The sequence below is a fragment of the Neptunomonas japonica JAMM 1380 genome, from assembly GCF_016592555.1.
Taxonomy (GTDB): domain Bacteria; phylum Pseudomonadota; class Gammaproteobacteria; order Pseudomonadales; family Balneatricaceae; genus Neptunomonas; species Neptunomonas japonica_A.
In genome coordinates this window covers 1,645,602-1,671,295 of sequence record NZ_AP014546.1, presented here as the reverse complement: position 1 = coordinate 1,671,295, position 25,694 = coordinate 1,645,602, and the positions used below count along the sequence as shown (strand labels likewise).

Annotated in this window: 25 protein-coding genes; 4 read left to right on the top strand and 21 right to left on the bottom strand. The window is 43.9% G+C overall.

What is annotated here, in order from left to right; all coding sequences use genetic code 11:
• Nucleotides 1–11: 11 nt before the first annotated feature.
• The 5 genes from tolQ to ftsY all read right to left on the bottom strand — a co-directional run bounded on the left by tolQ (nt 12) and on the right by ftsY (nt 4,572).
• Complete coding sequence (gene tolQ / locus NEJAP_RS07800) at nt 12–692, bottom strand: protein TolQ (protein ID WP_201350077.1); 681 nt, start codon at nt 690–692, stop codon at nt 12–14.
• A gap of 301 nt (nt 693–993) precedes the next feature.
• Nucleotides 994–1,392, bottom strand: a complete 399-nt coding sequence (locus NEJAP_RS07795; protein WP_201350076.1) for a TraR/DksA family transcriptional regulator — start codon at nt 1,390–1,392, stop codon at nt 994–996.
• A 99-nt stretch (nt 1,393–1,491) separates the two neighbouring features.
• Nucleotides 1,492–2,505 (bottom strand): Holliday junction branch migration DNA helicase RuvB, encoded by a 1,014-nt coding sequence (gene ruvB / locus NEJAP_RS07790; protein WP_201350075.1) that lies wholly within the window; start codon nt 2,503–2,505, stop codon nt 1,492–1,494.
• A gap of 79 nt (nt 2,506–2,584) precedes the next feature.
• Complete coding sequence (gene ruvA / locus NEJAP_RS07785; protein WP_201350074.1) at nt 2,585–3,214, bottom strand: Holliday junction branch migration protein RuvA; 630 nt, start codon at nt 3,212–3,214, stop codon at nt 2,585–2,587.
• Nucleotides 3,215–3,327: 113 nt separating this feature from the next.
• Entirely contained in the window at nt 3,328–4,572 is a 1,245-nt protein-coding gene (ftsY, locus tag NEJAP_RS07780) for a signal recognition particle-docking protein FtsY (RefSeq protein WP_201350073.1), read from the bottom strand.
• 144 nt (nt 4,573–4,716) lie between these two features.
• Between ftsY and NEJAP_RS07775 the strand changes: the two genes are divergently transcribed.
• Nucleotides 4,717–6,351 (top strand): cation:proton antiporter family protein, encoded by a 1,635-nt coding sequence (locus NEJAP_RS07775; RefSeq protein WP_201350072.1) that lies wholly within the window; start codon nt 4,717–4,719, stop codon nt 6,349–6,351.
• 175 nt (nt 6,352–6,526) lie between these two features.
• On the opposite strand, the gene prpF is transcribed toward NEJAP_RS07775, so the two are convergent.
• From prpF to NEJAP_RS07745, 6 genes are all read right to left on the bottom strand, one after another.
• Nucleotides 6,527–7,705, bottom strand: a complete 1,179-nt coding sequence (gene prpF, locus NEJAP_RS07770) for a 2-methylaconitate cis-trans isomerase PrpF (protein ID WP_201350071.1) — start codon at nt 7,703–7,705, stop codon at nt 6,527–6,529.
• A 250-nt stretch (nt 7,706–7,955) separates the two neighbouring features.
• The gene (acnD, locus tag NEJAP_RS07765) at nt 7,956–10,565 is read right to left on the bottom strand and encodes a Fe/S-dependent 2-methylisocitrate dehydratase AcnD (protein ID WP_201350070.1); all 2,610 of its coding nucleotides are present in this window, start codon (nt 10,563–10,565) and stop codon (nt 7,956–7,958) included.
• A 163-nt stretch (nt 10,566–10,728) separates the two neighbouring features.
• Entirely contained in the window at nt 10,729–11,859 is a 1,131-nt protein-coding gene (gene prpC / locus NEJAP_RS07760) for a bifunctional 2-methylcitrate synthase/citrate synthase (protein WP_201350069.1), read from the bottom strand.
• 105 nt (nt 11,860–11,964) lie between these two features.
• Nucleotides 11,965–12,855 carry a methylisocitrate lyase gene (prpB, locus tag NEJAP_RS07755; RefSeq protein WP_028471053.1) on the bottom strand — a complete coding sequence of 297 codons (891 nt, stop codon included), beginning with the start codon at nt 12,853–12,855 and terminating at the stop codon, nt 11,965–11,967.
• A complete protein-coding gene (locus NEJAP_RS07750; RefSeq protein ID WP_201350068.1) occupies nt 12,848–13,561 on the bottom strand; it encodes a GntR family transcriptional regulator in 714 nt (237 codons plus the stop codon). The genes prpB and NEJAP_RS07750 overlap by 8 nt, the downstream gene beginning before the upstream one ends.
• 130 nt (nt 13,562–13,691) lie before the next feature.
• Nucleotides 13,692–14,537, bottom strand: a complete 846-nt coding sequence (locus NEJAP_RS07745) for an alpha/beta fold hydrolase (protein ID WP_236591105.1) — start codon at nt 14,535–14,537, stop codon at nt 13,692–13,694.
• Nucleotides 14,538–14,737: 200 nt separating this feature from the next.
• Between NEJAP_RS07745 and pabB the strand changes: the two genes are divergently transcribed.
• Complete coding sequence (pabB, locus tag NEJAP_RS07740) at nt 14,738–16,108, top strand: aminodeoxychorismate synthase component I (RefSeq protein WP_201350066.1); 1,371 nt, start codon at nt 14,738–14,740, stop codon at nt 16,106–16,108.
• A 153-nt stretch (nt 16,109–16,261) separates the two neighbouring features.
• On the opposite strand, the gene NEJAP_RS07735 is transcribed toward pabB, so the two are convergent.
• The 6 genes from NEJAP_RS07735 to amrB form a co-directional block, all read right to left on the bottom strand.
• The gene (locus tag NEJAP_RS07735; protein ID WP_201350065.1) at nt 16,262–16,420 is read right to left on the bottom strand and encodes a DUF2986 domain-containing protein; all 159 of its coding nucleotides are present in this window, start codon (nt 16,418–16,420) and stop codon (nt 16,262–16,264) included.
• A 78-nt stretch (nt 16,421–16,498) separates the two neighbouring features.
• Nucleotides 16,499–16,870, bottom strand: a complete 372-nt coding sequence (locus tag NEJAP_RS07730) for a YacL family protein (RefSeq protein WP_201350064.1) — start codon at nt 16,868–16,870, stop codon at nt 16,499–16,501.
• A gap of 45 nt (nt 16,871–16,915) precedes the next feature.
• Complete coding sequence (locus NEJAP_RS07725) at nt 16,916–17,422, bottom strand: M48 family metallopeptidase (protein WP_201350063.1); 507 nt, start codon at nt 17,420–17,422, stop codon at nt 16,916–16,918.
• The gene (locus NEJAP_RS07720) at nt 17,422–18,201 is read right to left on the bottom strand and encodes a hypothetical protein (protein ID WP_236591104.1); all 780 of its coding nucleotides are present in this window, start codon (nt 18,199–18,201) and stop codon (nt 17,422–17,424) included. Before NEJAP_RS07720 ends, NEJAP_RS07725 begins: the two co-directional genes overlap by 1 nt.
• 112 nt (nt 18,202–18,313) lie before the next feature.
• Nucleotides 18,314–18,829, bottom strand: coding sequence for an AmmeMemoRadiSam system protein A (gene amrA / locus NEJAP_RS07715; RefSeq protein ID WP_201350061.1), 516 nt, complete (start codon nt 18,827–18,829; stop codon nt 18,314–18,316).
• A gap of 28 nt (nt 18,830–18,857) precedes the next feature.
• Complete coding sequence (gene amrB / locus NEJAP_RS07710; RefSeq protein WP_201350060.1) at nt 18,858–19,652, bottom strand: AmmeMemoRadiSam system protein B; 795 nt, start codon at nt 19,650–19,652, stop codon at nt 18,858–18,860.
• 75 nt (nt 19,653–19,727) lie between these two features.
• Between amrB and amrS the strand changes: the two genes are divergently transcribed.
• Nucleotides 19,728–20,804 carry an AmmeMemoRadiSam system radical SAM enzyme gene (gene amrS, locus NEJAP_RS07705; RefSeq protein ID WP_201350059.1) on the top strand — a complete coding sequence of 359 codons (1,077 nt, stop codon included), beginning with the start codon at nt 19,728–19,730 and terminating at the stop codon, nt 20,802–20,804.
• Here the strand turns inward: amrS and NEJAP_RS07700 are convergent.
• Complete coding sequence (locus tag NEJAP_RS07700) at nt 20,801–21,778, bottom strand: tRNA dihydrouridine synthase (RefSeq protein WP_201350058.1); 978 nt, start codon at nt 21,776–21,778, stop codon at nt 20,801–20,803. The genes amrS and NEJAP_RS07700 overlap by 4 nt on opposite strands.
• Before the next feature lie 39 nt (nt 21,779–21,817).
• Here NEJAP_RS07700 and thpR point away from each other — a divergent pair, with 39 nt between their 5' ends.
• A complete protein-coding gene (thpR, locus tag NEJAP_RS07695) occupies nt 21,818–22,360 on the top strand; it encodes an RNA 2',3'-cyclic phosphodiesterase (RefSeq protein WP_201350057.1) in 543 nt (180 codons plus the stop codon).
• Here thpR and NEJAP_RS07690 read toward each other — a convergent pair.
• The 3 genes from NEJAP_RS07690 to NEJAP_RS07680 form a co-directional block, all read right to left on the bottom strand.
• The gene (locus NEJAP_RS07690) at nt 22,346–23,563 is read right to left on the bottom strand and encodes an O-succinylhomoserine sulfhydrylase (RefSeq protein ID WP_201350056.1); all 1,218 of its coding nucleotides are present in this window, start codon (nt 23,561–23,563) and stop codon (nt 22,346–22,348) included. The genes thpR and NEJAP_RS07690 overlap by 15 nt on opposite strands.
• Before the next feature lie 14 nt (nt 23,564–23,577).
• Entirely contained in the window at nt 23,578–25,104 is a 1,527-nt protein-coding gene (gene purF / locus NEJAP_RS07685; RefSeq protein WP_201350055.1) for an amidophosphoribosyltransferase, read from the bottom strand.
• Between the two features lie 62 nt (nt 25,105–25,166).
• Nucleotides 25,167–25,661, bottom strand: coding sequence for a CvpA family protein (locus NEJAP_RS07680; RefSeq protein WP_201350054.1), 495 nt, complete (start codon nt 25,659–25,661; stop codon nt 25,167–25,169).
• Between the last annotated feature and the right edge of the window lie 33 nt (nt 25,662–25,694).

Genomic DNA, 25,694 nt, shown 5'->3' with positions numbered 1-25,694 from the left:
GTATTGAACCATTAAATAGGCGAATGAATACGACGGTGTAAAATACTAGAAAACTCATCTGCAAAGTTTTCGTAGTTATTCATTAACCATTCTGATTTAGCCGAGAAGCGGTTATAAGCAATAACGGCGGGTATCGCCGCAAATAAACCAATCGCGGTTGCTACAAGGGCTTCTGATATACCTGGCGCTACCGAGGCAAGCGTTGCTTGATGCACGTTAGCAAGACCACGAAAGGAATTCATAATGCCCCAAACCGTACCAAATAGGCCAATGTATGGACTCGTGGAGCCGACTGTAGCCAAAAAAGGTAAGTTTTGATCTAGCTTTTCCTCTTCTCGCGCTAAGGCAACACGCATACTCCGTTGAACACCGTCCATCACAGCATCCGGATCATAATTCTTTTGCTGTGTCATTCTTGTGTATTCTTTAATGCCCGCACAAAAAATAGTTTCTGCACCACTGATTTTAGTGCCTGAATCCGTTATCTCTCGATAGAGTTGCCCTAAATCTATACCAGACCAAAAGCGGTCTTCAAAACTACGTAGCGCTGAAGTCGTTTTACGAATGACGGCAAAACGCTGAAAAATCATCACCCAAGATATAAAAGAGGCAAGGACTAGAATAGCCATAACTACCTGCACTACTGTGCTGGCATTAACAACAAGACTCCAGATCGACAACTGTTCGCCCACTACATATTCTCCGAGACAAGCCTAATAATCCTTAGTCGATTAATAGGAATAATAAATGATAATTGAATGTTCAAAACAAAGCCTGATGGGAACTTGTCCATGCTCTGATAGCGGCACGTTTGAAAAGTTCACCCTAACAACCCAACAGATGTATATTAATACAACAACATCGGTATTTATCGCAAAAACGCAACAATAGCAGGCACGCAGATTTATACAAGAAGAGCATTCAAAATGATGGAGGTATTTTCTTTAATTACGCTATTGCCTCAAAAAGCATCACACATACAGCCATTCGCGCTTACAATGAAGCACGGTGCCCTTCACGATGAACACGCTCTTCTTTTGACTGGCAAGACAAGCACCGAGCCGATACAGGATTCGCTTTTAAACGATTTAATTCTATCTCTTCTCCACAACCTAGGCATAACCCATAACTACCATTCATTAAACGCTGCAGAGCATCCTGACACTCTTTGATTTCTCCAAGGTGGCGAGACATGTTGGTAATATTAATAGTAGCGTCCAATTCTGCTGAGGCTTCATCCCCTCTGTCATGGGCTTCTTTCATCGCCTCATGCACTCTTTCCCCTTCCTGGTCCTGTAATTCATGACCAACATCTTCTCGCAGGTGTTTCAATAGCGTTAGCAGTTCAGATTTAATCGCATCGACTTGAAAGGAGTTTAATGGGGAAGTCATAACTCTTACTCTCTAAATGTGAGTGCTAACACAGTGATAAACACTGCTTATACACTTATCTAATTATAGAGAGAGTAAAACACACTCTTTTTGTAAGGGTTATTGATCTTCGTCAGGCTTATCAATACCAAAGTGTAAATAGGCATGATCAGTGACCACACGTCCTCGTGATGTTCTCATGATGTAACCTTGCTGAATAAGATAAGGCTCAAGTACATCTTCGATCGTATCTCGCTCCTCACTAATCGCCGCCGCTAGACTATCAATTCCAACAGGACCACCAGCAAATTTTTCAATCATCACCAACAACAAACGCCGGTCCATATGATCAAAACCACGTTCATCAACACTCAACATGTTTAGTGCAAGGTTAGCCACATCCTCTGTAATAACCCCATCACCTTTTACTTCAGCATAATCGCGGGCACGACGAAGCAAACGGTTAGCAATACGCGGGGTTCCCCTACTACGCTTGGCAACTTCTTTAGCGCCTTGCTCATCAATTTTTGATCCGGACAATTGCGCAGAACGAAGAATAATTTGCGTCAAGTCTTCAATATTATAAAATTCTAAACGTTGCACAATACCAAAGCGATCCCGTAGTGGAGAGGTTAAAGAACCTGCTCGAGTAGTCGCTCCGACTAACGTGAACGGAGGTAAATCCAGCTTAATCGATCGTGCAGACGGGCCTTCACCAATCATGATATCTAACTGGTAATCTTCCATTGCAGGGTAGAGAATCTCTTCAACATTGGAACTAAGGCGATGAATCTCATCAATAAAAAGAATATCGCCTGCTTCAAGATTTGTAAGTAAAGCAGCCAAATCACCGGCTTTCTCAATAATAGGGCCAGAAGTCGTTTTAATATCGCCGCCCATTTCATGCGCAATGATATTCGCTAGAGTTGTTTTACCGAGCCCTGGTGGGCCAAAGATCAGGGTATGATCAAGAGCCTCTTCACGCTGCCTGGCTGCATGGATAAAAATCTCCATCTGCTCTTTTACAACGGGCTGCCCTGTGTAGTCAGCTAACGTTTTAGGGCGGATTGCTCGATCATGCTGCTCTTCAACCGGAGCACTTACCGCGGAGATAAAACGATCTGCTTCGATCACTACAAATGCCTCATAGGTAGGACAAATAAAGAACAGTACATATCAATTAACTATTACTCATCTAATAAAACTAAGAATACTAGCCTGATATCATCGACTTAAGCGCCAAACGAATAAGCTCTTCACTGCTAACATCGGCCCCCAACTTCTGCTCAGCTTGCGCAACGGCTTTCGTTGCTTGTACAGGCTTATACCCCAGAGAAACTAAAGCACTTTCAGCCTCCTCTCTGTAACCTGCCATATGCTGTGCCATATCAGGCAAATCACTACCCGTAAGCTGAAAGTCCGCAGGCTCAGTTTGCTGAAGGTTTTGAAGTTTATCTTTTAACTCTACAATTAGGCGTTCGGCAGTTTTCTTACCTACGCCAGGGATACGCGTTAGCGCGGCAGCGTCTTCACGCTGTAGGCAACCTATAAATTCTTGTGTCGTCATCCCTGAAAGAATAGAGATCGCCATTTTTGGCCCAACACCATTCGCCTTTATTAAAGAGCGAAACAAACTACGCTCTTGTTTATCAATAAACCCATACAGCAGCTGTGCATCTTCTCGCACAACAAAATGCGTATAAAGCACAACCTGATGCCCCATTTCCGGTAAACGGAAAAAAGTATTCATCGAAGCTTCTACTTCGTAACCAACGCCCTGCACATCAACGAGCAGTTGTGGTGGTTGCTTTTCGAGTATTTCACCCTTGAGTCGCCCTATCAAAGCTATTTTCTCATCCAGTTAAAAACATGGATAAATATACAGTACAACTATATAAATACCAATACCGTTAGTCATAGTTTAATAATGAGCGACCCTACAGGAAAAGCCTCTGCTTATTCTTCAAATAACGCAGCAACAAACTCTTCCGCAACAAAAGGACGTAAATCGTCTATCTGCTCGCCAACCCCGATAAAACGAATAGGCAACTCCAACTGCTTGGCAATAGCGAAAATGATTCCGCCTTTTGCCGTCCCATCCAGTTTAGTTAACGTAATACTCGTAACACCCACGGCATCTTTGAATATGCGAGCCTGGCTCATAGCATTTTGCCCAGTCCCTGCATCAAGCACTAGCATAACTTCATGCGGAGCCGTTGCGTCTTTTTTACGCATAACACGCACAACCTTCTCAAGTTCTTGCATGAGATGGTCTTTATTTTGTAAGCGACCCGCTGTATCAGCAATCAATACATCAATATTCTTTGTTTGGGCAGATTCTAACGCATCAAATAAGACTGAAGCAGAATCTGCACCAGTGTGCTGGGCAACAACAGGTACATTGTTACGATCACCCCACACCTGTAACTGTTCAACAGCGGCTGCACGGAACGTATCACCGGCCGCTAACATGACAGATTTTCCTTGTGCCTGAAAACGCTTAGTCAACTTTCCTATTGTCGTTGTTTTACCTACACCATTAACGCCAACCATCAAGATGACATAAGGCTTTTTATCTGTATCTACTATCAACGGTTGCTCAACTTGCCCCAACAAACCGGCTAGCTCTTGTTTCAATGATTCATGCAACGCTTGTGCATCTGCTAGCTGGTTACGTGCGACACGCTCGGTTAGGCGACCTATAATTTCTGTGGTTGCTTCAACGCCAACATCTGCCGTTAAAAGTAATGTTTCAATATCTTCTAATAGCTCATCATCAATCTCTTTTTTACCAAGAAACAAATTACCTAGCTTTACTGATAGGTTTGCTTTTGTACGGCTTAACCCCGCCTTCATCCGAGCAAACATACCCTTTTTAACGGGTTCTGGTTCTGGTTCTGGTTCTGGTTCTGGTTCTGGTTCTGGTTCTGGTTCTGGTTCTGGTTCTGGTTCTGGTTCTGGTTCTGGTTCTGGTTCTGGTTCTGGTTCTGGTTCTACAACCACGCTGCTATCTTCAGCAACTGGCGCAACGACTTGCTTATCTTCTTGAGCATCTTTTTCTACTGCCTCTTGTGCAGCAATATCAGACGCTACTTCCATGTCATTACTGGCAACCGAATCTTGTTGACTATCAACTGTTTCAGCTGCTTCTTTTTGAACCTCTTCGCTGGATGAAAATATAGATCTCAGCTTCTTAAACATGCTTGTTCCTCAAAACACTGGATATGCCAAAAACTAGTGAAAAAATGCAATAATAATATGGCAGTTACGACTATGATTTAAAAAGGAATATCTTATCATAGTGCGGCGCTCCACAAACCCATTGATCAAAAAATGTAGGGAACTATGGATTTTATCTGGATTTTATTTGCTTTTGTTTGCGGTTTGACGGTTAAAGTAATCTCCCTCCCTCCCCTTATTGGCTTCCTATTTGCCGGCTTCGTACTGCATTTTATAGGCGTTGAGCCTACCGATTCGCTTAAGACCCTCGCCGACCTGGGCATTACACTGATGCTTTTTACCATAGGTCTTAAACTGCATGTATCTGATTTATTAAAACGAGAAATATGGGCCAGCACACTCTCCCACATGGGTATTTGGACACTGCTATTTACTTCCTCCTCTCTGCTGCTCGCCATTATCTCATTTCCATATTTTTCAAATATGGATCTACAAACAGCGGCAATACTCGGTTTTGCTTTAAGCTTCAGTAGCACTGTTTGCATTATTAAGCTTTTAGAAGAAAGCGGAGAAATGAAAACGAGGCATGGTCAAATCGCTATCGGCGTACTCGTTATGCAAGATATAGCAGCCGTAATATTCTTGGTTTTCGCTACAGGAAAAGTCCCTTCAATTTGGGCTTTTGGCTTGTTTGGCTTGGTATTCATTCGCCCTTTCTTGGATGCATTACTCAATAGAGCCGGCCATGGAGAAATGCTTCCCCTAACAGGCTTCTTTCTCGCACTTGGTGGGTATGAGCTATTCACACTAGTCGGTGTGAAAGGTGACTTGGGCGCCCTATTATTCGGTGTTTTATTAAGTCACCACCCTAAAGCCAGCGAGCTCACAAAGTCATTACTAAGCTTCAAAGATCTCTTTTTAATTGGTTTCTTTCTTTCGATTGGCTTCACGGCACTACCAAACTGGTCAATGCTTGGCATGGCGGCACTTATTTCGAGTTTAATCCTGATAAAGTTTCTTATGTTTTTCTTTATCTTCTCTCGCCTGCAATTACGCGGTCGCACTTCATTTTTATCGGCATTGGCATTGAGCAACTTTAGTGAATTTGGCCTCATAGTAGCAGCCCTCAGTGTTGAATCAGGATGGTTAAATAAAGAGTGGCTCGTTATTCTTGCACTAGCGGTCTCTCTATCATTTATCCTAACCAGTCTGTTTTATCGTCATGCTCATCAGATTTACCGATTATACAAAGAAACAATTAAGCGCTATGAAAGCAAAACCCGCTTACAAGAAGACCTTTTCATCCAACCTCCAAACGCAGAAATTCTAGTGATAGGTTTAGGGCGTGTAGGTAAAAGTGCATTTAAAGCCTTGCAGAATATGGTCGATCAACGCGTAGTAGGCATGGATGCCGACCGCAATCGTGTCAAAGAGTATCAACTACGTGGAATGAACGTTTTCTTTGGTGATGGTGAAGATGCTGACCTATGGGAAAGTTTTGACACATCAGCTATTAAGCTCGTGTTATTGGCTTTGCCTTCTATTGAAGATGACCGCAATATCACTATCCAGTTACGTAACGCCCATTATAAAGGGCAAATCGCAGCAATAGCACGCTATCAAGATGAGCGCGAGCAACTCATTAAAGCGGGCATTAATAACGTTTTCAACTTCTATACTGAAGCCGGTATCGGCTTTGCTGAGGAGAGCTTAATGCTCATTGGAGAGCAGCCTACCGATAGAGAAGCTATCACCAAGCTTTTGCCTGGACCTTCAAGGGTAAGTAAAGCTAAACCTTGATCCATAAAAAAGCCCCGTATGGAAACCATACGGGGTCAAAGAAGCAGAAGCAGACCCTTCCTGATAGGCAGTCAGATCTACCACATCCCTACTTCAAACGGTAAATCATCACATATAACTTCACATACATTAAAACGCGCCGTAGAGTATATGCATCTCTAGGTACAAACAACGCTTAGAAGGAATCTCCAGGAATACGCACCCAGCCTTCCATTAACACACGAGCACTTCGGCTCATAATAGCTTTAGTAGCCGTCCATTCACCATCAACTTGTGCGGCTTCAGCCCCTACTTTTAGAGTACCCGATGGGTGACCAAAGGTAACCGCATTACGCTCGCCACCACCTGCAGCCATATTCACCAGGGTTCCAGGAATAGCAGCAGCGGTACCGATAGCAACCGCTGCGGTTCCCATCATCGCATGGTGCAACTTACCCATAGAAAGCGCACGCACAGCCACATCAATATCATCCGTGGTTACTTGCTTACCACTAGAAGAAACATAGTTTTGAGCCGGTGCGCAAAAAGCAACTTTTGGCGTATGCTGGCGAGCTACAGCTTCTGAAATATCCTTAATAAGCCCCATACGAACTGCACCGTATGCTCGGATAGTTTCAAAACGCTCTAGCGCAACAGAGTCTCCATTAATCGCTTCTTGAAGCTCAGTTCCATTGTAGCCAATTTCTTCAGCGTTAAGGAAAATAGTAGGGATACCTGCATTAATCATTGTTGCTTTGAACGTACCGACGCCAGGAACATCAAGATCATCAACGAGGTTACCTGTAGGAAACATAGCACCAGCACCATCGGCGGGGTCCATAAACTCAACTTGGACCTCAGCTGCAGGGAAAGTCACACCGTCTAACTCAAAGTCACCTGTCTCTTGGACTTCTCCGTTAGTAATAGGCACATGAGCAATAATTGTTTTCTTAATATTGGCCTGCCAGATTCGAACGACACATACACCATTCTGAGGAATACGGCCTGCATCAACCAAACCACCACTGATAGCAAAAGCACCAACAGCTGCTGTGAGGTTACCGCAGTTACCACTCCAGTCCACAAAAGCTCTATCGATTGCAACTTGACCAAATAGATAATCAACATCATGGTCGGGCTGGCTGCTCTTATCCAAAATAACGGTTTTACTTGTACTTGAGGTAGCACCACCCATACCATCGGTTTGCTTGCCGTATGGATCTGGGCTACCTATGACGCGCATAAGAATATTATCGCGAGCAGCACCGGCTACTTGTGCACTTTCTGGAAGGTCTTGGCGACGAAAAAAGACGCCTTTACTGGTTCCACCGCGTATGTAAGTAGCAGGAATTTTGATCTGAGGTACTTGCGACATAGTATAATTATCCTATCTTATCGGGTGCTGATAATCACTCAACACTACGGTTCAGAAAAATTTTAATAACGTCAGCTACGGCCTAACGGCTATTGCCGCCAACCTATTCAGCAGAGGTGATTAAAAATTTTCTCACGGTTATTTGAAATAGCCTTACTTAAGTAGACCGATATGCGCTGCCCTTCATAGAGTTCGCAGCAATAGCCACGAACTGTATAGGTATAACAGTACATACCGATCATATGTATGCTTAAGCGTTAGCTTCTAAGAAGTCCTGAGCAAAACGCTGCAATACACCACCAGCGTTATAAACATTAACTTCAGCAGCAGTATCTAAACGGCACGTCATAGGTACTTTAAGCGTTTCGCCATTGGCACGATTAATAATGACAGTAAGATTAGAACGCGGTGAAATATCACCTTCTACATCAAAGGTTTCAGTTCCATCAATCGCGTATGTTTTACGTGTTTCGCCATCTTTAAACTGAAGCGGTAATACACCCATACCAACAAGGTTCGTACGGTGAATACGCTCAAAACCTTCAGCCATAATCGCTTCAACACCTGCAAGACGTACACCTTTCGCAGCCCAGTCACGTGATGAGCCCTGACCATAGTCAGCACCCGCAACGATAATTAACGGCTGCTTACGCTCCATGTAAGTTTCAATCGCTTCCCACATGCGGCTTTCTTGGCCTTCTGGTTCAATACGCGCAAGCGAACCCTGCTTCACTTCGCCTTTATCATCAAGGCACATTTCGTTTAGCAGTTTAGGGTTAGCAAAGGTTGCACGCTGTGCCGTTAGGTGATCACCACGGTGCGTTGCGTAAGAGTTGTAATCTTCTTCTGGCAAGCCCATTTTGGCGCAATATTCACCGGCAGCACTAGACGCCTGAATTGCATTTGATGGAGACAAGTGATCCGTTGTGATGTTATCGCCAAGCACAGCCAATGGGCGCATACCTTTCATCGTACGCTCACCTGCCAAAGCACCTTCCCAATAAGGAGGGCGACGGATGTAGGTAGTCTGTGGACGCCAGTTGTACAACGGGCTTTCAGACTTTTCTACTGCACCTAAGTCAAACATTGGGATGTAAACTTGGCTAAATTGCTCAGGTTTAACAGCTTTAGCAACGATCGCATCGATCTCTTCATCGCTAGGCCAAATATCCTTCAGCGTGATTGGGTTACCGTCTTTATCATTACCTAACACATCTTTTTCGATATCAAAGCGTATCGTACCAGCAATCGCATAAGCAACAACGAGCGGAGGCGATGCCAAGAACGCTTGTTTAGCATACGGGTGGATACGCCCGTCAAAGTTACGGTTACCAGAAAGCACTGCTGTAGAGTAAAGATCACGATCAATGATCTCTTGCTGAATCGCAGGATCCAACGCGCCACTCATGCCATTACACGTAGTACAAGCATAACCAACAATACCGAAACCTAGCTGCTCCATCTCAGGTAACAAGCCCGCTTCTTCCAGATACAACTTGGCAACTTTAGAGCCTGGTGCAAATGACGACTTAACCCAAGGCTTACGCTCAAGGCCTAACTCATTGGCCTTCTTAGCGACTAAACCTGCAGCCACTACGTTACGTGGATTTGAAGTATTAGTACACGAGGTGATTGCTGCAATAATTACCGCACCATCAGGCATCAAACCTTCAGACTCTTCAGCCTTGGCTGCAGCCAACATCTCGTCGCCAGCGATACCGCGCTCGTTTAGCGCGGATGTTGGTAGACGACGATGCGGGTTAGATGGGCCAGCCATATTGCGCACAACAGTGGATAGATCAAACTCAAGAACACGTTCATATTCAACGTTCTCTAAATCATCTGCCCATAGGCCTGTTAACTTGGCATATTGCTCTACAAGGGCGACTTGTTCAGGCTCACGACCCGTCAACTTTAGATAATCAATTGTCTGCTCATCGATGTAGAACATACCTGCAGACGCGCCAAACTCAGGCGTCATGTTAGAGATAGTTGCACGGTCACCGATCGTTAGGTTTTTAGCACCTTCACCGAAGAACTCTAGATAAGAAGAAACCACTTTCTCATTACGCAAGAATTCAGTGATCGCCAGAACGATATCCGTAGCAGTAATACCCGGTTGACGCTTACCAACAAGTTTCACACCAATGATGTCCGGTAGGCGCATCATAGATGGCAAACCGAGCATAACCGTTTCAGCTTCAAGACCACCGACACCAATCGCAACAACGCCTAGCGCATCAACGTGCGGTGTGTGTGAATCAGTACCGACACACGTATCTGGGAAAGCAACACCATCACGCGCCTGGATAACTGGAGACATTTTTTCCAAGTTAATCTGATGCATGATGCCGTTACCAGCAGGGATCACATCAACGTTGTCAAATGCCGTCTTACACCACTCGATAAAGTGAAAACGATCATCGTTACGGCGATCTTCAATTGCACGGTTCTTTTCAAAGGCATCAGGATCAAAACCTGGCGCTTCTACAGCCAGAGAATGGTCAACGATCAGCTGCGTAGGTACAACAGGGTTTACCTTAGATGGGTCTCCACCCTGATCAGCGATAGCATCACGTAGGCCTGCTAAATCTACTAGGGCTGTCTGACCTAAAATATCATGACAAACAACACGCGCCGGGTACCAAGGAAAGTCGAGCTCACGTTTAAATTCAATAAGCTGCTTCAATGAGTCGGTCAGCGCTTCTGGCTCACAACGACGCACAAGCTGCTCAGCTAACACGCGAGATGTATAAGGTAGTTTTGCATAAGAACCAGGCTGGATCGCCTCAATAGCTGCACGCGTATCGAAGTAATCAAGGTCTGTGCCTGGTAAAGATTTGCGGTATTCAGTATTCATTGCGCCTGAACTCCATTGAGTATGGTTCAGAGAGACGAGGCAGGCGTATGAGCGAATCGAAGCCTACTCCACCTATTCTAAAGCAGAATTAATTATGGCCAAGCAGATATCTGTTAGCACATCAAAACTGTAAGGGCTGAAGAATCAGCCCTTACTCGATTAATCAACCACGATTTTCGATAGCAACCCACTGTGCAGATTCAGGACCTGTATAGTCAGCACTTGGACGAATAATACGGTTATTTTCACGCTGTTCCATTACATGAGCAGTCCAACCTGCGGCACGCGAACAGACAAAAATCGGCGTGAATAGTTTGGTAGGAATACCCATGAAGTTATAAGCAGATGCATGAAAGAAATCAGCATTACAGAAAAGCTTTTTCTCACGCCACATCACTGCTTCAACACGTTCAGAAACAGCATATAAGCTAGAGTCGCCCACTTGCTCAGACAACTTCTTAGACCATTCTTTAATAATGGCATTACGTGGATCAGACTCGCTGTAAATAGCGTGTCCAAAGCCCATAATTTTGTCTTTACGCTCGAGCATACCCATGATTTCAGCTTCCGCTTCATCAGGAGTTTTCCAGTTCTCGATCATATCCATAGCAGCTTCGTTAGCACCGCCATGTAGCGGCCCACGCAAGGAACCGATCGCAGCCGTTACACAGCTGTGAATATCCGACAACGTAGAAGCACACACACGTGCAGTAAACGTCGATGCATTAAACTCATGCTCAGCATACAAAATCAGAGATGCATGCATTACATCTACATGCAAAGGCTCTGGTTTTTTATCATGCAGCGTCCACAAGAACTGCTCAGCAATAGAGTCAGCATCGGTATTCTCGTCAATACGTTTGCCGTTATGACTAAAGTTATACCAATAGTTGATTAAGCCTGGGAATACAGCCAGCATACGATCAATGTGATCAAGCTGATCAGCAAAACTCTGCTCAGTTTCAAGATTACCCAGCATAGAGCAACCCGTACGCATGACATCCATTGGGTGTGCATCAGCGGGTATCTGTTCCAAAACAGTTTTCAGCGCTGCAGGCAATGTACGCATTTCTTTTAGGCGAGCTTTGTATGCACTAAGCTCTGCCTGTGTTGGCAAAGTCCCATACAATAACAGATATGCAACTTCTTCAAACTGTGCTTTATCAGCCAATTCTTTAATGTCATAACCACGGTAAGTCAGTCCTGCACCGGTTTGACCCACGGTACAGAGCGCAGTTTCACCAGCAGATTGGCCACGCAGACCCGCACCACTTAGTTTTTTCGCTTCTGCCATACGGTTTCTCCTTCTGTCTTTGGGAGGCGAGCCTCCCGTACCAGTTTTTCTAATTATTTGATTTAAATCTTGCGGTAAAAGCGCTCAACAAGTCTTCTTTGCTAATTACTTATTTTTGCCTTCGGCAAAAAGCGCATCTAGCTTTTGCTCAAAATCATGGTAGTTAAGGAAATCATACAGTTCCATACGTGTTTGCATCGTATCAACAACTGCTTTCTGATCACCATCACGCAATAGCGCTTCGTATACATTCAATGCAGCTTTATTTGCAGCACGGAAAGCTGAAAGTGGGTACAGCACCATAGAAGCACCATTTGCTACAAGTTCCTCTGTATTAAACAGCGGCGTAGCACCAAACTCAGTAATGTTCGCTAGCAAATGTGCACCGTTAATACCATCTGCAAACGCTTTATAGTCTTCTAGTGTATGAACAGCTTCTGCAAAGATACCATCTGCACCAGCTTCAAGGCAGGCTTGAGCACGATCCACAGCAGAGTTTAACCCTTCCATTTGGAAAGCATCAGTACGTGCGATAATGAAAAAATCATCATCTGTTTTAGCATCAACAGCAGCTTTAACACGATCAACCATTTCCTGAGAAGAAACGATCTCTTTGTTAGGACGGTGCCCACAACGCTTTTGAGCAATCTGATCTTCGATATGAACTGCGGCAGCACCTGCTTTAGTCATCTCTTTGATTGTACGAGAAATATTAAACGCACCACCCCAGCCTGTATCGATATCAACCAACAAAGGAGTTTCTACAGCACTACTAATACGACGAACATCTTCTAATACATCGTTCATAGAAGTCATACCAAGATCAGGCAAACCATAAGACGTATTGGCAACACCACCACCAGATAGGTAGATAGCTTTATGGCCAACGCGTTCAGCCATCATGGCATGATAAGCATTAGTTGTACCTACGATCTGTAGTGGTTTTGCTTCTAGTAGCGCTTTGCGGAATCGACCGCCTGCAGTTAGTTTAGCCATGTTTTTCCCCTTTGAGGTCAGTTGCTATGTTCAGCTTCTCTTCAATGTTCCTGCGTGCTGCACTGATATGCCGACGCATTAGAATTTCTGCTAACTCGGGGTCCCTCGCCTCAATAGCATCGACGATCTGGCGATGCTCCTTGAGTGCACGCTTAGGACGGGAACTCGATATACTGAATTGATAGCGGTACATACGTACCAGGTGGTACAAGTCACTGCCGAGCAGTTCTAACAATGTTTCGTTTTTGCTGCCCTGCACTATTCGGTAATGAAAATCCAAGTCGCCTTCTTTCTGAAAGTAAGACTGGCCATCCAGTTGAGTTATAGAACGATCATGCTCATCTAACAAAATTCGTAGACTAGATATTTCTTCATCTGACATAAACTCTGCCGCCATACGACAGGCCATGCCTTCCAATGCTTCGCGTACCCGATAGATTTCGATCAGTTCTTTCTCGTTAAGCTTTACGACTCTGGCACCAATATGAGGCTTTCGCTCGATCAAGCGTAGCGCTTCAAGCCGGCGCATTGCTTCACGTAGCGGCCCCCGACTAATACCGTAGGTACGTGCCAATTCAGGCTCACTGATCTTCTGCCCTGGCGGAATATCACCCACCACAATGGCATTAATAATTTGCTCGCAAACTTTATCAGCTAGCGTTCGACTTTCTACCGGAGCTTCATTCATTATTTTTATATCTGCCATTAACAATCTGTTTTTGGGATTGTCGACAATCTTCAATTAAACCAACGATACCGCGCGTTTTTAAGCACGTCAACCGTACAAAAGGATAAAGGTGTCAACACAATACAAAAGTTTAAGAGTTTACCCCTACTTACATATTTCTATAACGTAAGGTTTCTTCATTCATTACCTTGGCAATCTGCCGAGGCTTCTGAAATGGCAAAGAATGATCCGTACCCGGCACCATGAAATAATGCCAACTCGGCAAACCTTCAGCCATATCTCGATGATATTGGTGCATTAAGTCGACACTTAAGCCACCAATAAGGCTTGTCACATCACCTTGAGCAGCGACTAAGCTTTCTCTATCTATATTATTAATAGCATCCGTCACACAGTCTAAAGCATATGCAAAGCCCAGCGGGCGCCGCCCTAGACGAGAGGCGGTTAAGTCATCAATTTGTACGGACGTTCTACGATTAGGAGAGATCGTATCCATAAAGTTACGAATACCGACATCACGATTATCGCTGCGCAAATACTCTGCAGCTTCACTATAACGTTGTCGTAGCTGCACTGTTGAGTCCCAGCACGGCCTATCTAATAAAGCAGATTCAAGTAAAAACTGTTTACAGACTCTATCTGGATGCTGCTGTTTAAATAGCATACTCACCATTCCACCCAGAGAATAACCACCTAGATCAAACACCCACCAGCCTAGGTGGTCAACCAGCGCATTCAAATCAGCCACTAACATTTGCGCACTAAAAGGATAATCACTCCGGTCTGGATAATGTGTATCACCCATCCCCCTCTGATCAGGTATTAACACTTCCTCCCACTGCGTCAACATTGAAGCAATTAACACCCAAGTATCTTTACCCGCCACGCCGGCACCATGAAGCAGCACCAGTTTTTTCCCATTATTAACATTGGCGTTTTTTACGACCCGATAACTAATAACCTGATCAGGTAAATGCAGCTCTCTTTGACTCATATCTTGGCCGCTTCGCATAAATCACTTCATCCCCTCATAAATTGTCTACAATCCAGTATACGTTATTCACCCTCCAGATAAAGATTGGAAAAGAGCAACCCTCGCTATCCATAAGTAGGATGCGTAAAATACTCTTCTTTTGCATAACAGCTATTTAGCCGCCATTATTTAATAGCTATCTAACTACAAGGTTTGATCGATTGCTTAAACGCATTACACTGCCGTACCAAGTCAGCACTAGCGACTACTTTGAACGCATCAGAAGCTTAGGCAACGCCATATTGCTTGATAGCGGTAAACCCAGCAGCGAGCGTGGCCGTTTTGATATTTTAGTTGCTGCCCCACTGTGCCAACTCAGCTACCAACAAGGCATACTTTCTGGTGTTAATTTGCCTATTAACATATTGCCTGATACTGACCCATTTGATGCACTTGAAAAACTCTATCAATATTCCTATATTGAGCAAGCTCAACTACCCGAAGACATTCCTTTTAACGGCGGCTTAGTAGGGCATTTTTGTTATGACTTGGGGCGGGCAATAGAAACTCTGCCCCAGCAAGCGGTTAATGATACCTCACTACCTGAAATGCTAGTCGGACTATATGGTTGGGCTATCATCATTGACCATGAAAAAAAATCAGCTAACCTTCATGGTTCTCATCTTACTAATCAGTCAACTCTAAAAGAGATAGCACAACAGGCTTCAGCACCTGTCGAACCGTCACAGCATTCTTTTCAGTTGACCAGCGAGTTTTGCAGCAACCTAGACGAACAGGCTTACCATACTCAGCTTTCGACTATTGACGATTACATACACGCCGGCGACTGCTACCAAGTCAATTTAGCACAGCGATTCAGTGCTAACTGTAAGGGAGATCCGTGGGAAGCTTACAAGCACCTTCGTAGCGCAGCACCGACTCACTATGCAGCCTACTTTGACACTGAGCATGGCGCTGTTTTGTCATTATCACCAGAGCGGTTCCTATCATCAGATACGCAAGGTCACGTTATTACCCAACCAATAAAAGGGACTCGCCCAAGAGGACACGATGCTAAAGCTGACCAACAACTAGCTGATGAATTAAAGGACTCAAGTAAAGACCGAGCGGAGAATGTCATGATTGTAGACTTACTACGCAACGATCTTAGCAAAGTATGCCAACACCACAGCGTTAAAGTCCCTTCACTTTTTGCTATAGAAAGTTATAAAAATGTTCATCATTTAGTCAGCACAGTTACCGGCACTCTTGAGCCATGTGCCTCACCTGTTAGCTTACTCAAAGAGTGCTTTCCAGGCGGGTCGATCACGGGCGCTCCGAAAATAAGAGCAATGGAAATCATCGAAGAACTGGAACCCCATCGCCGCAGTATCTACTGCGGAAGCATTGGCTATATAGGCGTCTCTGGCCAGATAGACACCAGCATTACTATTCGCACTCTGTTAGTTGAAAACAACAAAATACATTGTTGGGCAGGAGGAGGAATCGTTGCCGATTCAATCAGCGAAATGGAGTATCAAGAGACCTACGACAAGGTCAACAACTTGCTGTCGACACTAACAGCACTTTAAAAACAGAATACCTAGATATGAAAGTAATACTTGAACACTGGACTGTGCTAAAACCGACCCAAACAACACAGCTAAATAATACCTCTGGTGTTATTTAGCGCCCCCTTTTACGTACTAATTAAAACGCTATACGCAGTGAATCAGGCCTTAGACTTATGAATTCATGCCTTCTGAACTTTGCGTCTCCGAGGTTTCAGCTTTAGCCCGTTCTTCTTTTGAGATATAACGCGGTTTGTTACTAGGGTTGATCTTACTATTGGCTTTTTTCATTCTCTTAATAAGAATGCTATTAATCTTTTTCTTTCGATTCATGATGTCAGTGCAACTTTATAAATATATGTATGGAGACTATTGTAAAGCTAACGGCACGAATATGATAATTCTCTTCTATCAATGCGATGAGCCAACAAATGACTGCCATGATAATAGCGCCTGCTTAAAGTCAGGCAAGCCACAACCGGCATAAGACTCCACGTCATACAAGTTAGTGTCTTCAGGTAGTTCTTCATCAACATCAAGCCCCAACACCAAAGCAACAACTTCAATTTCATTACGATTTAACCGTAATTGAAACTCTTTACCCGATTGCTGATAATTACTTATCTCATCGCGCTCCAGTGTTTCAACAAGCTCAACTAGTTGGTTAATTTGCTGCAAGTCATCAGATAACTCTTCAGTAAACCAACGACCTACCGCCTCGGCTCCCATCGAAAACTTGGCCCGAGGACGCCCCAATTCATCAATGCTAAATTCGTAATCCATCGCGTTCTCTGATTATTTCTTAACGGAGGCGCATTCTACATGACTTTACGTATAAAGCGCGCCATCTAGCTCTAAGTACGTCAAATATAAACGCATCTCAAACTCTAGCTGATGATAATCTGGAAGCATATATTGGCATAATTGGTAAAACGCCTTGTTATGTTCTTTCTCTTTCAAGTGCGCCAACTCATGCACCACAATCATATTTAAAAACACCTCAGGTGCTTTTTTGAATATTGCGCTGATACGAATCTCATTTTTACTCTTTAACTTAGCCCCTTGCACTCTCGACACATAGCTATGTAGCCCCAACGCATTATTAACCACATGAATTTTACTGTCATATGCGACCTTGCTCAGCGGCGCAGACTTTTTTATATAGCGGTTTTTTAACGTCATGACATACTCACGTAAATATTTATCATTACTGACATCATGCACATGAGGGTATTTTTTCAATAAAAAATCTGCCAGTTGGCGCTTATCAATCATTTGTTGCACTTGTTGCTGCAACTCAGGTGCGTAAGCAGTTAAATACTTTAACGTGGACATCAAACTTCTCTTTTATATTCCATCAGTCTTACCAACCTATCTGGTCGCTTATCAAGCTGCTTGCATGCCTGCTTATAATTACTTTTCAAATGCTTCTTTAGGCAAGAAAAAGCATGTGAGTCCTCTATACCTTTCAAGCGGCAATACAGTGCTAGCGCAAATATAATCTCATTCTCAGACAAGCTCGCCGTACGGTTTGCTTGGGCGTTATAACAACTGCCACAACCTCCGCGAAACGTATAAGCGGAGTTAGCAAACATGACACCGAATCCCATAAAAACAGCTAATATCTCACTACCCTCACTAAGGTAATCCTCACCACCTGGAGGAAGCTGATGGGACTGAAGCAACATGTGTTGTGCCATTACATGAGCAAAGCTGGATGATAGATCTTCTGGCTTCAACGTTTGTTGAGGGTTATAACTAAGCGTCAAAGGGCGCTGGTACGTAACAGGTAACATGCTCACCGTTGAATTACGCTCTACTCTTACCAACTCAATCTGGTGAGCAGGTAAACTTTCAAACAATTCAGGTAATTGAAGCTGAAAAGGCCAATGCGCGAGTCCCGTATACATCAGCGTATGCTTAAATATATTTTCTGCTTTAGTATGAACACTATCAACATTACCTGGGAAAAACTCATTGGTTGGTAGCACTAACCGACTACGTTTAAAAAACTCTTCATTATCAAAATTTTGCATCGCCCACTCAAAGGTATCGCATATCCAGTCAGCACTGGATAGATCAATTAGCGGACGAAATTTAAAAATGGATAGCATCAGAAACATTCTTATTGAGAGGACATTGAATTTAAACAGCGAGCTATTAACATTAACTTTATAGAAACAAGCACATAATTAACACACTCTTCACAGTATAGGCATTTGGAAGTCATTCCGTAAAACTAATCGTTTGATAAGTAGTAAACTTTAATGAGCTACTCCAGTAATCATCTGCCAAGCCCGCTTTGCGCTTTAAGTGCAGCAGAAAATCTTGCGATTTGGGCAGTGTATTCCAAACCGAAGGTAAAAATGTCGCTCGATGAATCCCCTCTTCTAATATTAAACCGTCAACTCCTGGGCGGATTTTATTCAACAAATCTTGTTCGTTATCTGCAGCTAACAATAATGCAGGCGTGAGTATCGAAATGGCTATTTGAACATCACCTAACTCTTCTTGATCTAATGGAGGAAATCGCGAATCTCTAAATGCCGCATTAAAGGCATTTTGCCAAACATTGACTATCAACGACTGCCTTACTTCAAGCGACCCAACGCACCCCCGTAAGCGTCCTTGCAAGGTCAGTGTAACAAAACTAGCACCTGGTTCATCTTTATCTAAGCTTGGAGGTTCTCGCTGCCAGCCTCCCTGCAACCCTTGCGTAATGGATGCTCTAGCACAGCTCAACAACCTCTTTTGCTTTTTCTGCAACACGCTAAAACACACCATAACAAGCATAGCCAACCACACGTTCTTTCGCCCCAGCTGTATCACCACTATTGCACTGCGCAAGTTTTTTAATTGTTAGACTCTGATGCTTAATTGCCAGTAGTAAACCATTTAGTGCATGACAGCCACACGCCTCTGTTGGCTTGAGGTCATGGTCAGCACTCATGATTTTCAGGTCAGTATGGGCATCTGTTTTTTTAGCATTTTCGTAACTATGAAAATGACTTAAATCAGTACTCACAATGACCAGCTTATTAGGATCCAACAACAAAGGTTCTATAATATCTGCAACATCAGCAGCGGCACACTCACCAATGATAAGAGGAACGATGGGCACGTTAAGTTGTAGGTACTGAAGAAAAGGCAATTGCACCTCTAAACAATGTTCCTGAGCATGGACCTTATCCGCCTCAATCACCACATCATTCTTCAGTAAGGTATTAATAGCCTTATGATCAACTTGAATATCACCCAATGGCGTAGAAAAATAATCGCTTGTAGGAACAGCGCAGCCTTCTAAAGGCTCACGGTGATTTGGACCAAGCAGGTAGATAGTATCGAAACCACTATAGTCTCTTAGCAGGTCATATCCAAGACCGGCAATAGCGCCTGAATACATGTACCCCGCATGCGGCACAATCAGCGCCCTTGGCTTTTCAGTCAGCTTATTGAGAGCATTTTCAGAAACCCTTTCAGGTAATAAGTCGGTAAGCACACCGTATAAATCGGCTTTATCTTCGGGATAAAACAGTCCAGCGACAGCGGCAGGTCGAATGCTCATACACTACCCTCCCCGGCCAATATGTTTTATATTGGCATTTATAAGTACTCTTCAAATACTAAACCTGCAGCACTTATGAATCCAGATCAAAGAGAAATTCTTTTCTGGCATCCGCTGGCTGACAACCGTATCCAGTGTGATTTATGCCCCCACTATTGCTCATTAAAAGAAGGGCAACGAGGGGTTTGTTATGTCCGAGGAAATACCAATGGACAGATGCAACTACACACTTATGGTCGCTCCAGCGGCTTTTGTATAGACCCCATCGAAAAGAAACCTTTAAACCATTACTTACCGGGCACACCTGTCTTATCTTTTGGTACGGCAGGATGCAACCTGACATGCAAATTTTGCCAAAACTGGGATATCAGCAAAGCAAGAAATATGGACCACCTGTGTAATGCCGCAACGCCTGAACAACTCGCTATAACAGCCAAAAAACACGCTTGTCGCGCCATCGCTTTTACTTACAATGATCCTGTTATCTTTTTTGAATACGCAGAAGATGTTGCTGCCGCATGCAAAGCAACTAATATGAAAAGTATTGCGGTAACGGCAGGGTACATAAGCGATGCAGCACGCGCCCGTTTCTTTTCATCTTTTGATGCGGTTAACATTGATTTAAAGGCATTTACCGATCATTTCTACCGACATATTTGCGGCGCGAAGCTAACCACTGTATTAGACACATTGATATACCTTAAACACGAAACCACTGTCTGGTTTGAAATTACCACGCTATTAATACCAGAAAAAAACGATTCTGATGCAGAAATTGAAGCACTCTCTCGCTGGATAAGTAAGAATTTAGGGCAAAATGTACCATTACATTTTTCAGCATTTCACCCAGACTGGAAAATGCAAGACATTCCAAAAACGCCGCTGACAACGTTACTAAGGGCTCGCGATATCGCACTCAAGAATGGAGTGCGATATGTCTACATTGGAAATGCACATCACCCACAAGCAAGTTCGACTTTTTGTCATAACTGCAAAGCATTGCTGATTGAACGTGATGGGTACCAACTAGGCCACTGGAATATCCATGATGGTAGATGCGGACAGTGCAATACCTTAACCCCAGGCTATTTTGAAAACACACCTGGAAACTGGGGACCTAAGCGCCAACTTGTAAAGATCAACTCGCGCTAAAGCTCACGCTCCAAGCAAGCACGTAAATCACTAAGGTCATTGATCGTTTTCACACTAAAGAAGAGTTTTTCAGCTTCTTCACGCTGAGGTCGCATCATATGTAGCCACTGCTTTATGCGACCATGAACATATTTTGGTGGTAGTTTTTGCTCAACAAAAGAAAAATATTCTAACAACAGCAAAACAACCTGCGGCCATGCTGCACCATCACCACTTTGGCCGAGTTGATAGCTCTTAATCATTAACCCTAGTTCTGGACGGGCAATAAGACCGCGCCCAATCATCACATCGTCACATCCACTAAGCTCTTTACAACGTTGATAGTCTTCGCAGTTCCACACCTCACCATTAGCAACGACGTGTAAATCCACACTCTCTTTTATCCGACCTATCCATTCCCAATGAGCCGGTGGCTTATACCCCTCTACCTTAGTGCGTGCATGAACAGCCAAACTATTAGCGCCTGCCTCTTGGATAGCCACAGCGTTATCAACGGCCAACGACTTATCTAAATTCCCAAGTCGCATTTTAGCGGTAACTGGAATATTATCTGGCACCGCTTCGCGGACCGCTTTTACTATCTGATGAATCAATGCGGGTTCATCAAGTAACACAGCACCACCACGGTGTTTATTAACCGTTTTTGAAGGGCAACCAAAGTTAAGATCAATAGCTGGCGCCCCCATTTTTGCAGCACTTATCGCATTCATGGCCAGCAACTCAGGTTCGCTCCCTAGCAACTGCACGACCACCGGAATGCCTGCAGGCGTCTTGCCTTGACGAGCTAACTCAGGGGCTGATTTCAAAAACTCTTTTTCAGGTAGAACATAGCCAGTAATACGTATAAATTCTGTAACACACAGATCAACCCCCCCCAATTTTGTAATTAGGTGGCGCATAGTGGCATCTACAACACCCTCCATTGGAGCAAGTATGATTTTACCGGCCTGTGTATTCACTTTCTCAGCGTTCATGTTTATGCTTTATTCACTATCGTAGTTTAGGAATCTCGGATGCGCCTCTTTATTGCTATAGACATACCCGACACGGTGCAACAGAAAATCTCGCAGCTGTATTGTAACTTTCACGGCATTCAATGGACGCCACCAGAAAGGTTGCATATTACCTTGGCATTCTTAGGTAAAGTAAAAAAGAGAAAGCTCCCCGCCCTAGACCAACAACTCGAAAAAATAACATTTACACCCTTCACATTACATTGTGATCGGTTTGGTAGTTTTTGCAGCGGAGATATTTGGCTAGGAGTTACCCCTGAAGCCCCAGTAGTGCAACTTCATCAAAAAATCACTGATGTGTTACATGAAATAAATATGGGGTTTAAAGGCAGACCTTTTAAGCCTCACATTACTTTGGCTTATACTCAAAAAAATGATGAGCATCTAGTTTTGAACCTACTTGAAAGCCGCAGGATGTTTGACACACTTAGCTTTACAGTAGATCACTTCAATTTAAAAAGCAGCTGGTCAAAACCAGCAGGCTCTTTACATCGCATTGAAGCAATCTACAACGCTAAAACTCAACAATTAAAGCGCATCTAAACCAAGCTGCATATCAGCCTGAATGTCTTTTATGTCTTCAAGGCCTACTGATAAACGAATCAAGTTCTTTTTAATACCAGCATCAGCCTTAGCTTCGTCGGTCATTCGTCCATGAGTTGTTGTTGATGGGTGCGTAATGGTTGACTTTACATCGCCCAAATTACCTGTAATTGACACCATTTTGGTTGAATCAATGAAACGCCATGCAGCCTCTTGGCCACCAGCCACTTCAAATGATAATACACCGCCAAAGCCGGTTTGCTGCTTAATGGCCAACGTATGCTGAGCATGGCTCTCTAGCCCTGTATAGTAAACTTTTTCTATACCCGGCTGCTGTTGTAACCAAGTCGCAAGTTCAAGTGCATTTTTTGCATGCGCTTCTAAGCGAATTTTTAAAGTTTCCAAGCCTTTATGAAATACCCACGCATTAAACGGGCTCATACATGCCCCGCCCGTGCGGATAAAACCAAAAACCTCTTCCATCAGGGCATCCGACCCTACAACAACGCCACCTACACATCGCCCTTGGCCATCTAAATACTTAGTGGCCGAGTGAATAACAAGGTCAGCACCTAGCTTTAACGGCTGCTGGAAAACCGGTGTTAAAAAGCAATTATCCACGGCGAGCATTGCATCATTCTTATGTGCAATATCAGCTACTGCCCTGACGTCTGTTAACTCACCAAGCGGGTTTGAAGGCGTTTCCAAAAACAGCAAACGCGTATTGGGTTGTATTGCAGCTTCCCACGCGTTTAGGTCTTTAGGGTCGACAAAGCTAGTAGTAATACCGGCACGAACTAGATACTTTTCGAACAACGAAATCGTCGAACCAAAAACACTTTGAGAACAAACGACATGATCGCCTTGCTGTAAAAGTGACAAACCAATACTCAAAATAGCGGCCATACCTGATGAGGTAGCCACTGCACGCTCTGCGCCTTCCAAAGCCGCCATACGCTTTTCAAAAGCATTCACAGTAGGGTTTGTAAAACGTGAGTATATATTACCTTCTTCATCTCCACTAAAACGAGCAGCAGCCTCGCGGGCACTCGAATAAACAAAACTAGACGTTGGGAAAATAGCATCGCTATGCTCCCCCTCAGACGTCCGTGTTTGTCCAGCTCTAATAGCTAGCGTTGAAAGACCTGCATCAGCTTGTGTAAACTGAATGCGCTCTTCTCGCTCAAAACCTAGTTTAGCCATTGTAGAAACCGCTCTTATGAAATTTCAGTGTGAAGATCAGCCGGCGCCTCATCTTCATGATCAATAGTCTCAGGCACAACTTTAGCAGCATCTTTACGCTTCTCATCCAAGCGATCCAGGTAAGCTGTATCGATATCACCTGTTACATAATAACCATCAAATACTGATGAGTCGAAATCACAGATAGTATCTGTATTACCTTCTGATACTGAATCTTTAAGGTCATCTAGTTCCTGAAAGATCATCCAGTCCGCACCAATAGCTTCACCGATCTCATCAACAGAGCGGTTATATGCGATAAATTCTTCAGGAGAAGGCATATCAATGCCATACACATTTGGAAAACGCACTGGTGGCGCAGCGGATGCAAAATATACTTTACGCGCACCGACATCTCTTGCCATCTGTACAATTTGTTTAGACGTCGTACCACGCACAATGGAGTCGTCTACTAACATGACAACCTTATCTTTGAACTCAAGTTCAATAGGGTTCAGCTTACGACGAACCGAGTTTTGACGCTGTGTTTGTCCAGGCATTATAAAGGTACGGCCAATATAACGGTTCTTGATGAAGCCTTCGCGAAAAGTAACATTCAAATGCTTAGCCATCTCCAGTGCAGACGTACGGCTAGTATCTGGTATTGGCATAATCACATCGATATCGTGATCAGGACGTAAACCTTTTACTTTTTCAGCCAGTTTAATGCCCATACGCATGCGTGCTTGATGAACATTAACATTGTCAATAATAGAGTCTGGACGTGCTAGGTACACAAATTCAAATAAGCAGGGCGTTATCTTAGTATCTTCTGCGCACTGCTTAGTGAAAACGTTACCATCCATATCAATGAAGATCGCCTCACCGGGTTCAATATCGCGGACACGTGTAAAGCCTGCAATATCCAATGCAACACTTTCAGAAGCAACCATGCACTCTTCACCTTCAGGCGTTGAACGCGTCCCATAAATAAGAGGACGAATACCATTAGGGTCACGAAAAGCAACGACACCGTAGCCAGTAATAACGGCAACAACCGCATAACCACCTTTAACACGTTTATGGACTTTAGATACAGCTTCAAAAATATCTTCAGGTTCAGGCTTTAACTTTCTCTGGTGTTGCAATTCATGTGCGAAAACATTCAGCAACACTTCTGAATCAGAAGTGGTGTTAATATGGCGCAAATCTTCACGGAACATTTGCTCAACAAGTTCTTCAGCATTAGTTAAATTACCATTATGTGCTAACGCAATACCGTATGGTGAATTCACATAAAATGGCTGTGCCTCAGCAGCACTAGAGCTACCAGCAGTTGGGTAGCGAACATGCCCGATACCCACATTACCCATTAAACGTTTCATATGACGTGTACGAAACACCTCATTAACTAAGCCGTTATCTTTACGTAGGAAAAACCGATTACCCTCACAGGTCACCATGCCAGCGGCATCCTGTCCGCGGTGTTGAAGCACAGTCAGCGCATCAAAGATTGTCTGATTAACAAGGGATTTGGCTACTAGCCCAACAATACCGCACATTTAAACTACCTCAAGAGGAATCAGAAAAAGCTGTCTGGTCTAAAATCAGACCACTGTCTTACTTAACGTCCCGCGTTCCAAATCAATTGCCCTACTTCAGATGCAACTTCTCTGGACCATGTTTCCATTAAAACAAAATGAGGAATCAATTCAGATTCCTTCCACCAAGCATCAAGCACTGCAGGAGTTCCCCCCAGCAAAGCCACTAACACGACTACCACCAAGGCACCACGCGCTAAGCCGAAGCCCATGCCTAGAATTCTATCAGTACCGCTCAACCCAGTCGCCTCTACTAACAAACTAACTAGGTTACTTACCAATGCGCCAACGATAAGTGTTAATACGAACAATATGCCAAACGCTGACGCGATACGAAATGAAGGGGTCTGAATATAGTCAGACAGCACCGTAGCCAAAGCATCTGTAAAAAGACGCGCTATTACAAAAGCAGTAACCCACGTCAATAACGACAGCGCTTCTTTTACAAAACCACGCTTGATACTAAAAAGTCCTGATATCCCAACAATCCCAAGAATTGTCCAGTCGGCCCAGTTCATTTTTTCTACCACCTATCCAATTTGCGCGCATTC

Bases quoted from the DNA above. Each gene is read 5' to 3' on its own strand.
- NEJAP_RS07795 (WP_201350076.1), bottom strand. From the start codon at position 1,392: ATGACTTCCCCATTAAACTCCTTTCAAGTCGATGCGATTAAATCTGAA.
- ftsY (WP_201350073.1), bottom strand. From the start codon at position 4,572: ATGTTTAAGAAGCTGAGATCTATATTTTCATCCAGCGAAGAGGTTCAA.
- NEJAP_RS07775 (WP_201350072.1), top strand. From the start codon at position 4,717: ATGGATTTTATCTGGATTTTATTTGCTTTTGTTTGCGGTTTGACGGTT.
- prpF (WP_201350071.1), bottom strand. From the start codon at position 7,705: ATGTCGCAAGTACCTCAGATCAAAATTCCTGCTACTTACATACGCGGT.
- acnD (WP_201350070.1), bottom strand. From the start codon at position 10,565: ATGAATACTGAATACCGCAAATCTTTACCAGGCACAGACCTTGATTAC.
- prpC (WP_201350069.1), bottom strand. From the start codon at position 11,859: ATGGCAGAAGCGAAAAAACTAAGTGGTGCGGGTCTGCGTGGCCAATCT.
- prpB (WP_028471053.1), bottom strand. From the start codon at position 12,855: ATGGCTAAACTAACTGCAGGCGGTCGATTCCGCAAAGCGCTACTAGAA.
- NEJAP_RS07750 (WP_201350068.1), bottom strand. From the start codon at position 13,561: ATGGCAGATATAAAAATAATGAATGAAGCTCCGGTAGAAAGTCGAACG.
- NEJAP_RS07745 (WP_236591105.1), bottom strand. From the start codon at position 14,537: ATGAGTCAAAGAGAGCTGCATTTACCTGATCAGGTTATTAGTTATCGG.
- NEJAP_RS07735 (WP_201350065.1), bottom strand. From the start codon at position 16,420: ATGAATCGAAAGAAAAAGATTAATAGCATTCTTATTAAGAGAATGAAA.
- NEJAP_RS07730 (WP_201350064.1), bottom strand. From the start codon at position 16,870: ATGGATTACGAATTTAGCATTGATGAATTGGGGCGTCCTCGGGCCAAG.
- NEJAP_RS07725 (WP_201350063.1), bottom strand. From the start codon at position 17,422: ATGTCCACGTTAAAGTATTTAACTGCTTACGCACCTGAGTTGCAGCAA.
- NEJAP_RS07720 (WP_236591104.1), bottom strand. From the start codon at position 18,201: ATGCTATCCATTTTTAAATTTCGTCCGCTAATTGATCTATCCAGTGCT.
- amrB (WP_201350060.1), bottom strand. From the start codon at position 19,652: ATGAGCATTCGACCTGCCGCTGTCGCTGGACTGTTTTATCCCGAAGAT.
- amrS (WP_201350059.1), top strand. From the start codon at position 19,728: ATGAATCCAGATCAAAGAGAAATTCTTTTCTGGCATCCGCTGGCTGAC.
- NEJAP_RS07700 (WP_201350058.1), bottom strand. From the start codon at position 21,778: ATGAACGCTGAGAAAGTGAATACACAGGCCGGTAAAATCATACTTGCT.
- thpR (WP_201350057.1), top strand. From the start codon at position 21,818: ATGCGCCTCTTTATTGCTATAGACATACCCGACACGGTGCAACAGAAA.
- NEJAP_RS07690 (WP_201350056.1), bottom strand. From the start codon at position 23,563: ATGGCTAAACTAGGTTTTGAGCGAGAAGAGCGCATTCAGTTTACACAA.
- purF (WP_201350055.1), bottom strand. From the start codon at position 25,104: ATGTGCGGTATTGTTGGGCTAGTAGCCAAATCCCTTGTTAATCAGACA.
- NEJAP_RS07680 (WP_201350054.1), bottom strand. From the start codon at position 25,661: ATGAACTGGGCCGACTGGACAATTCTTGGGATTGTTGGGATATCAGGA.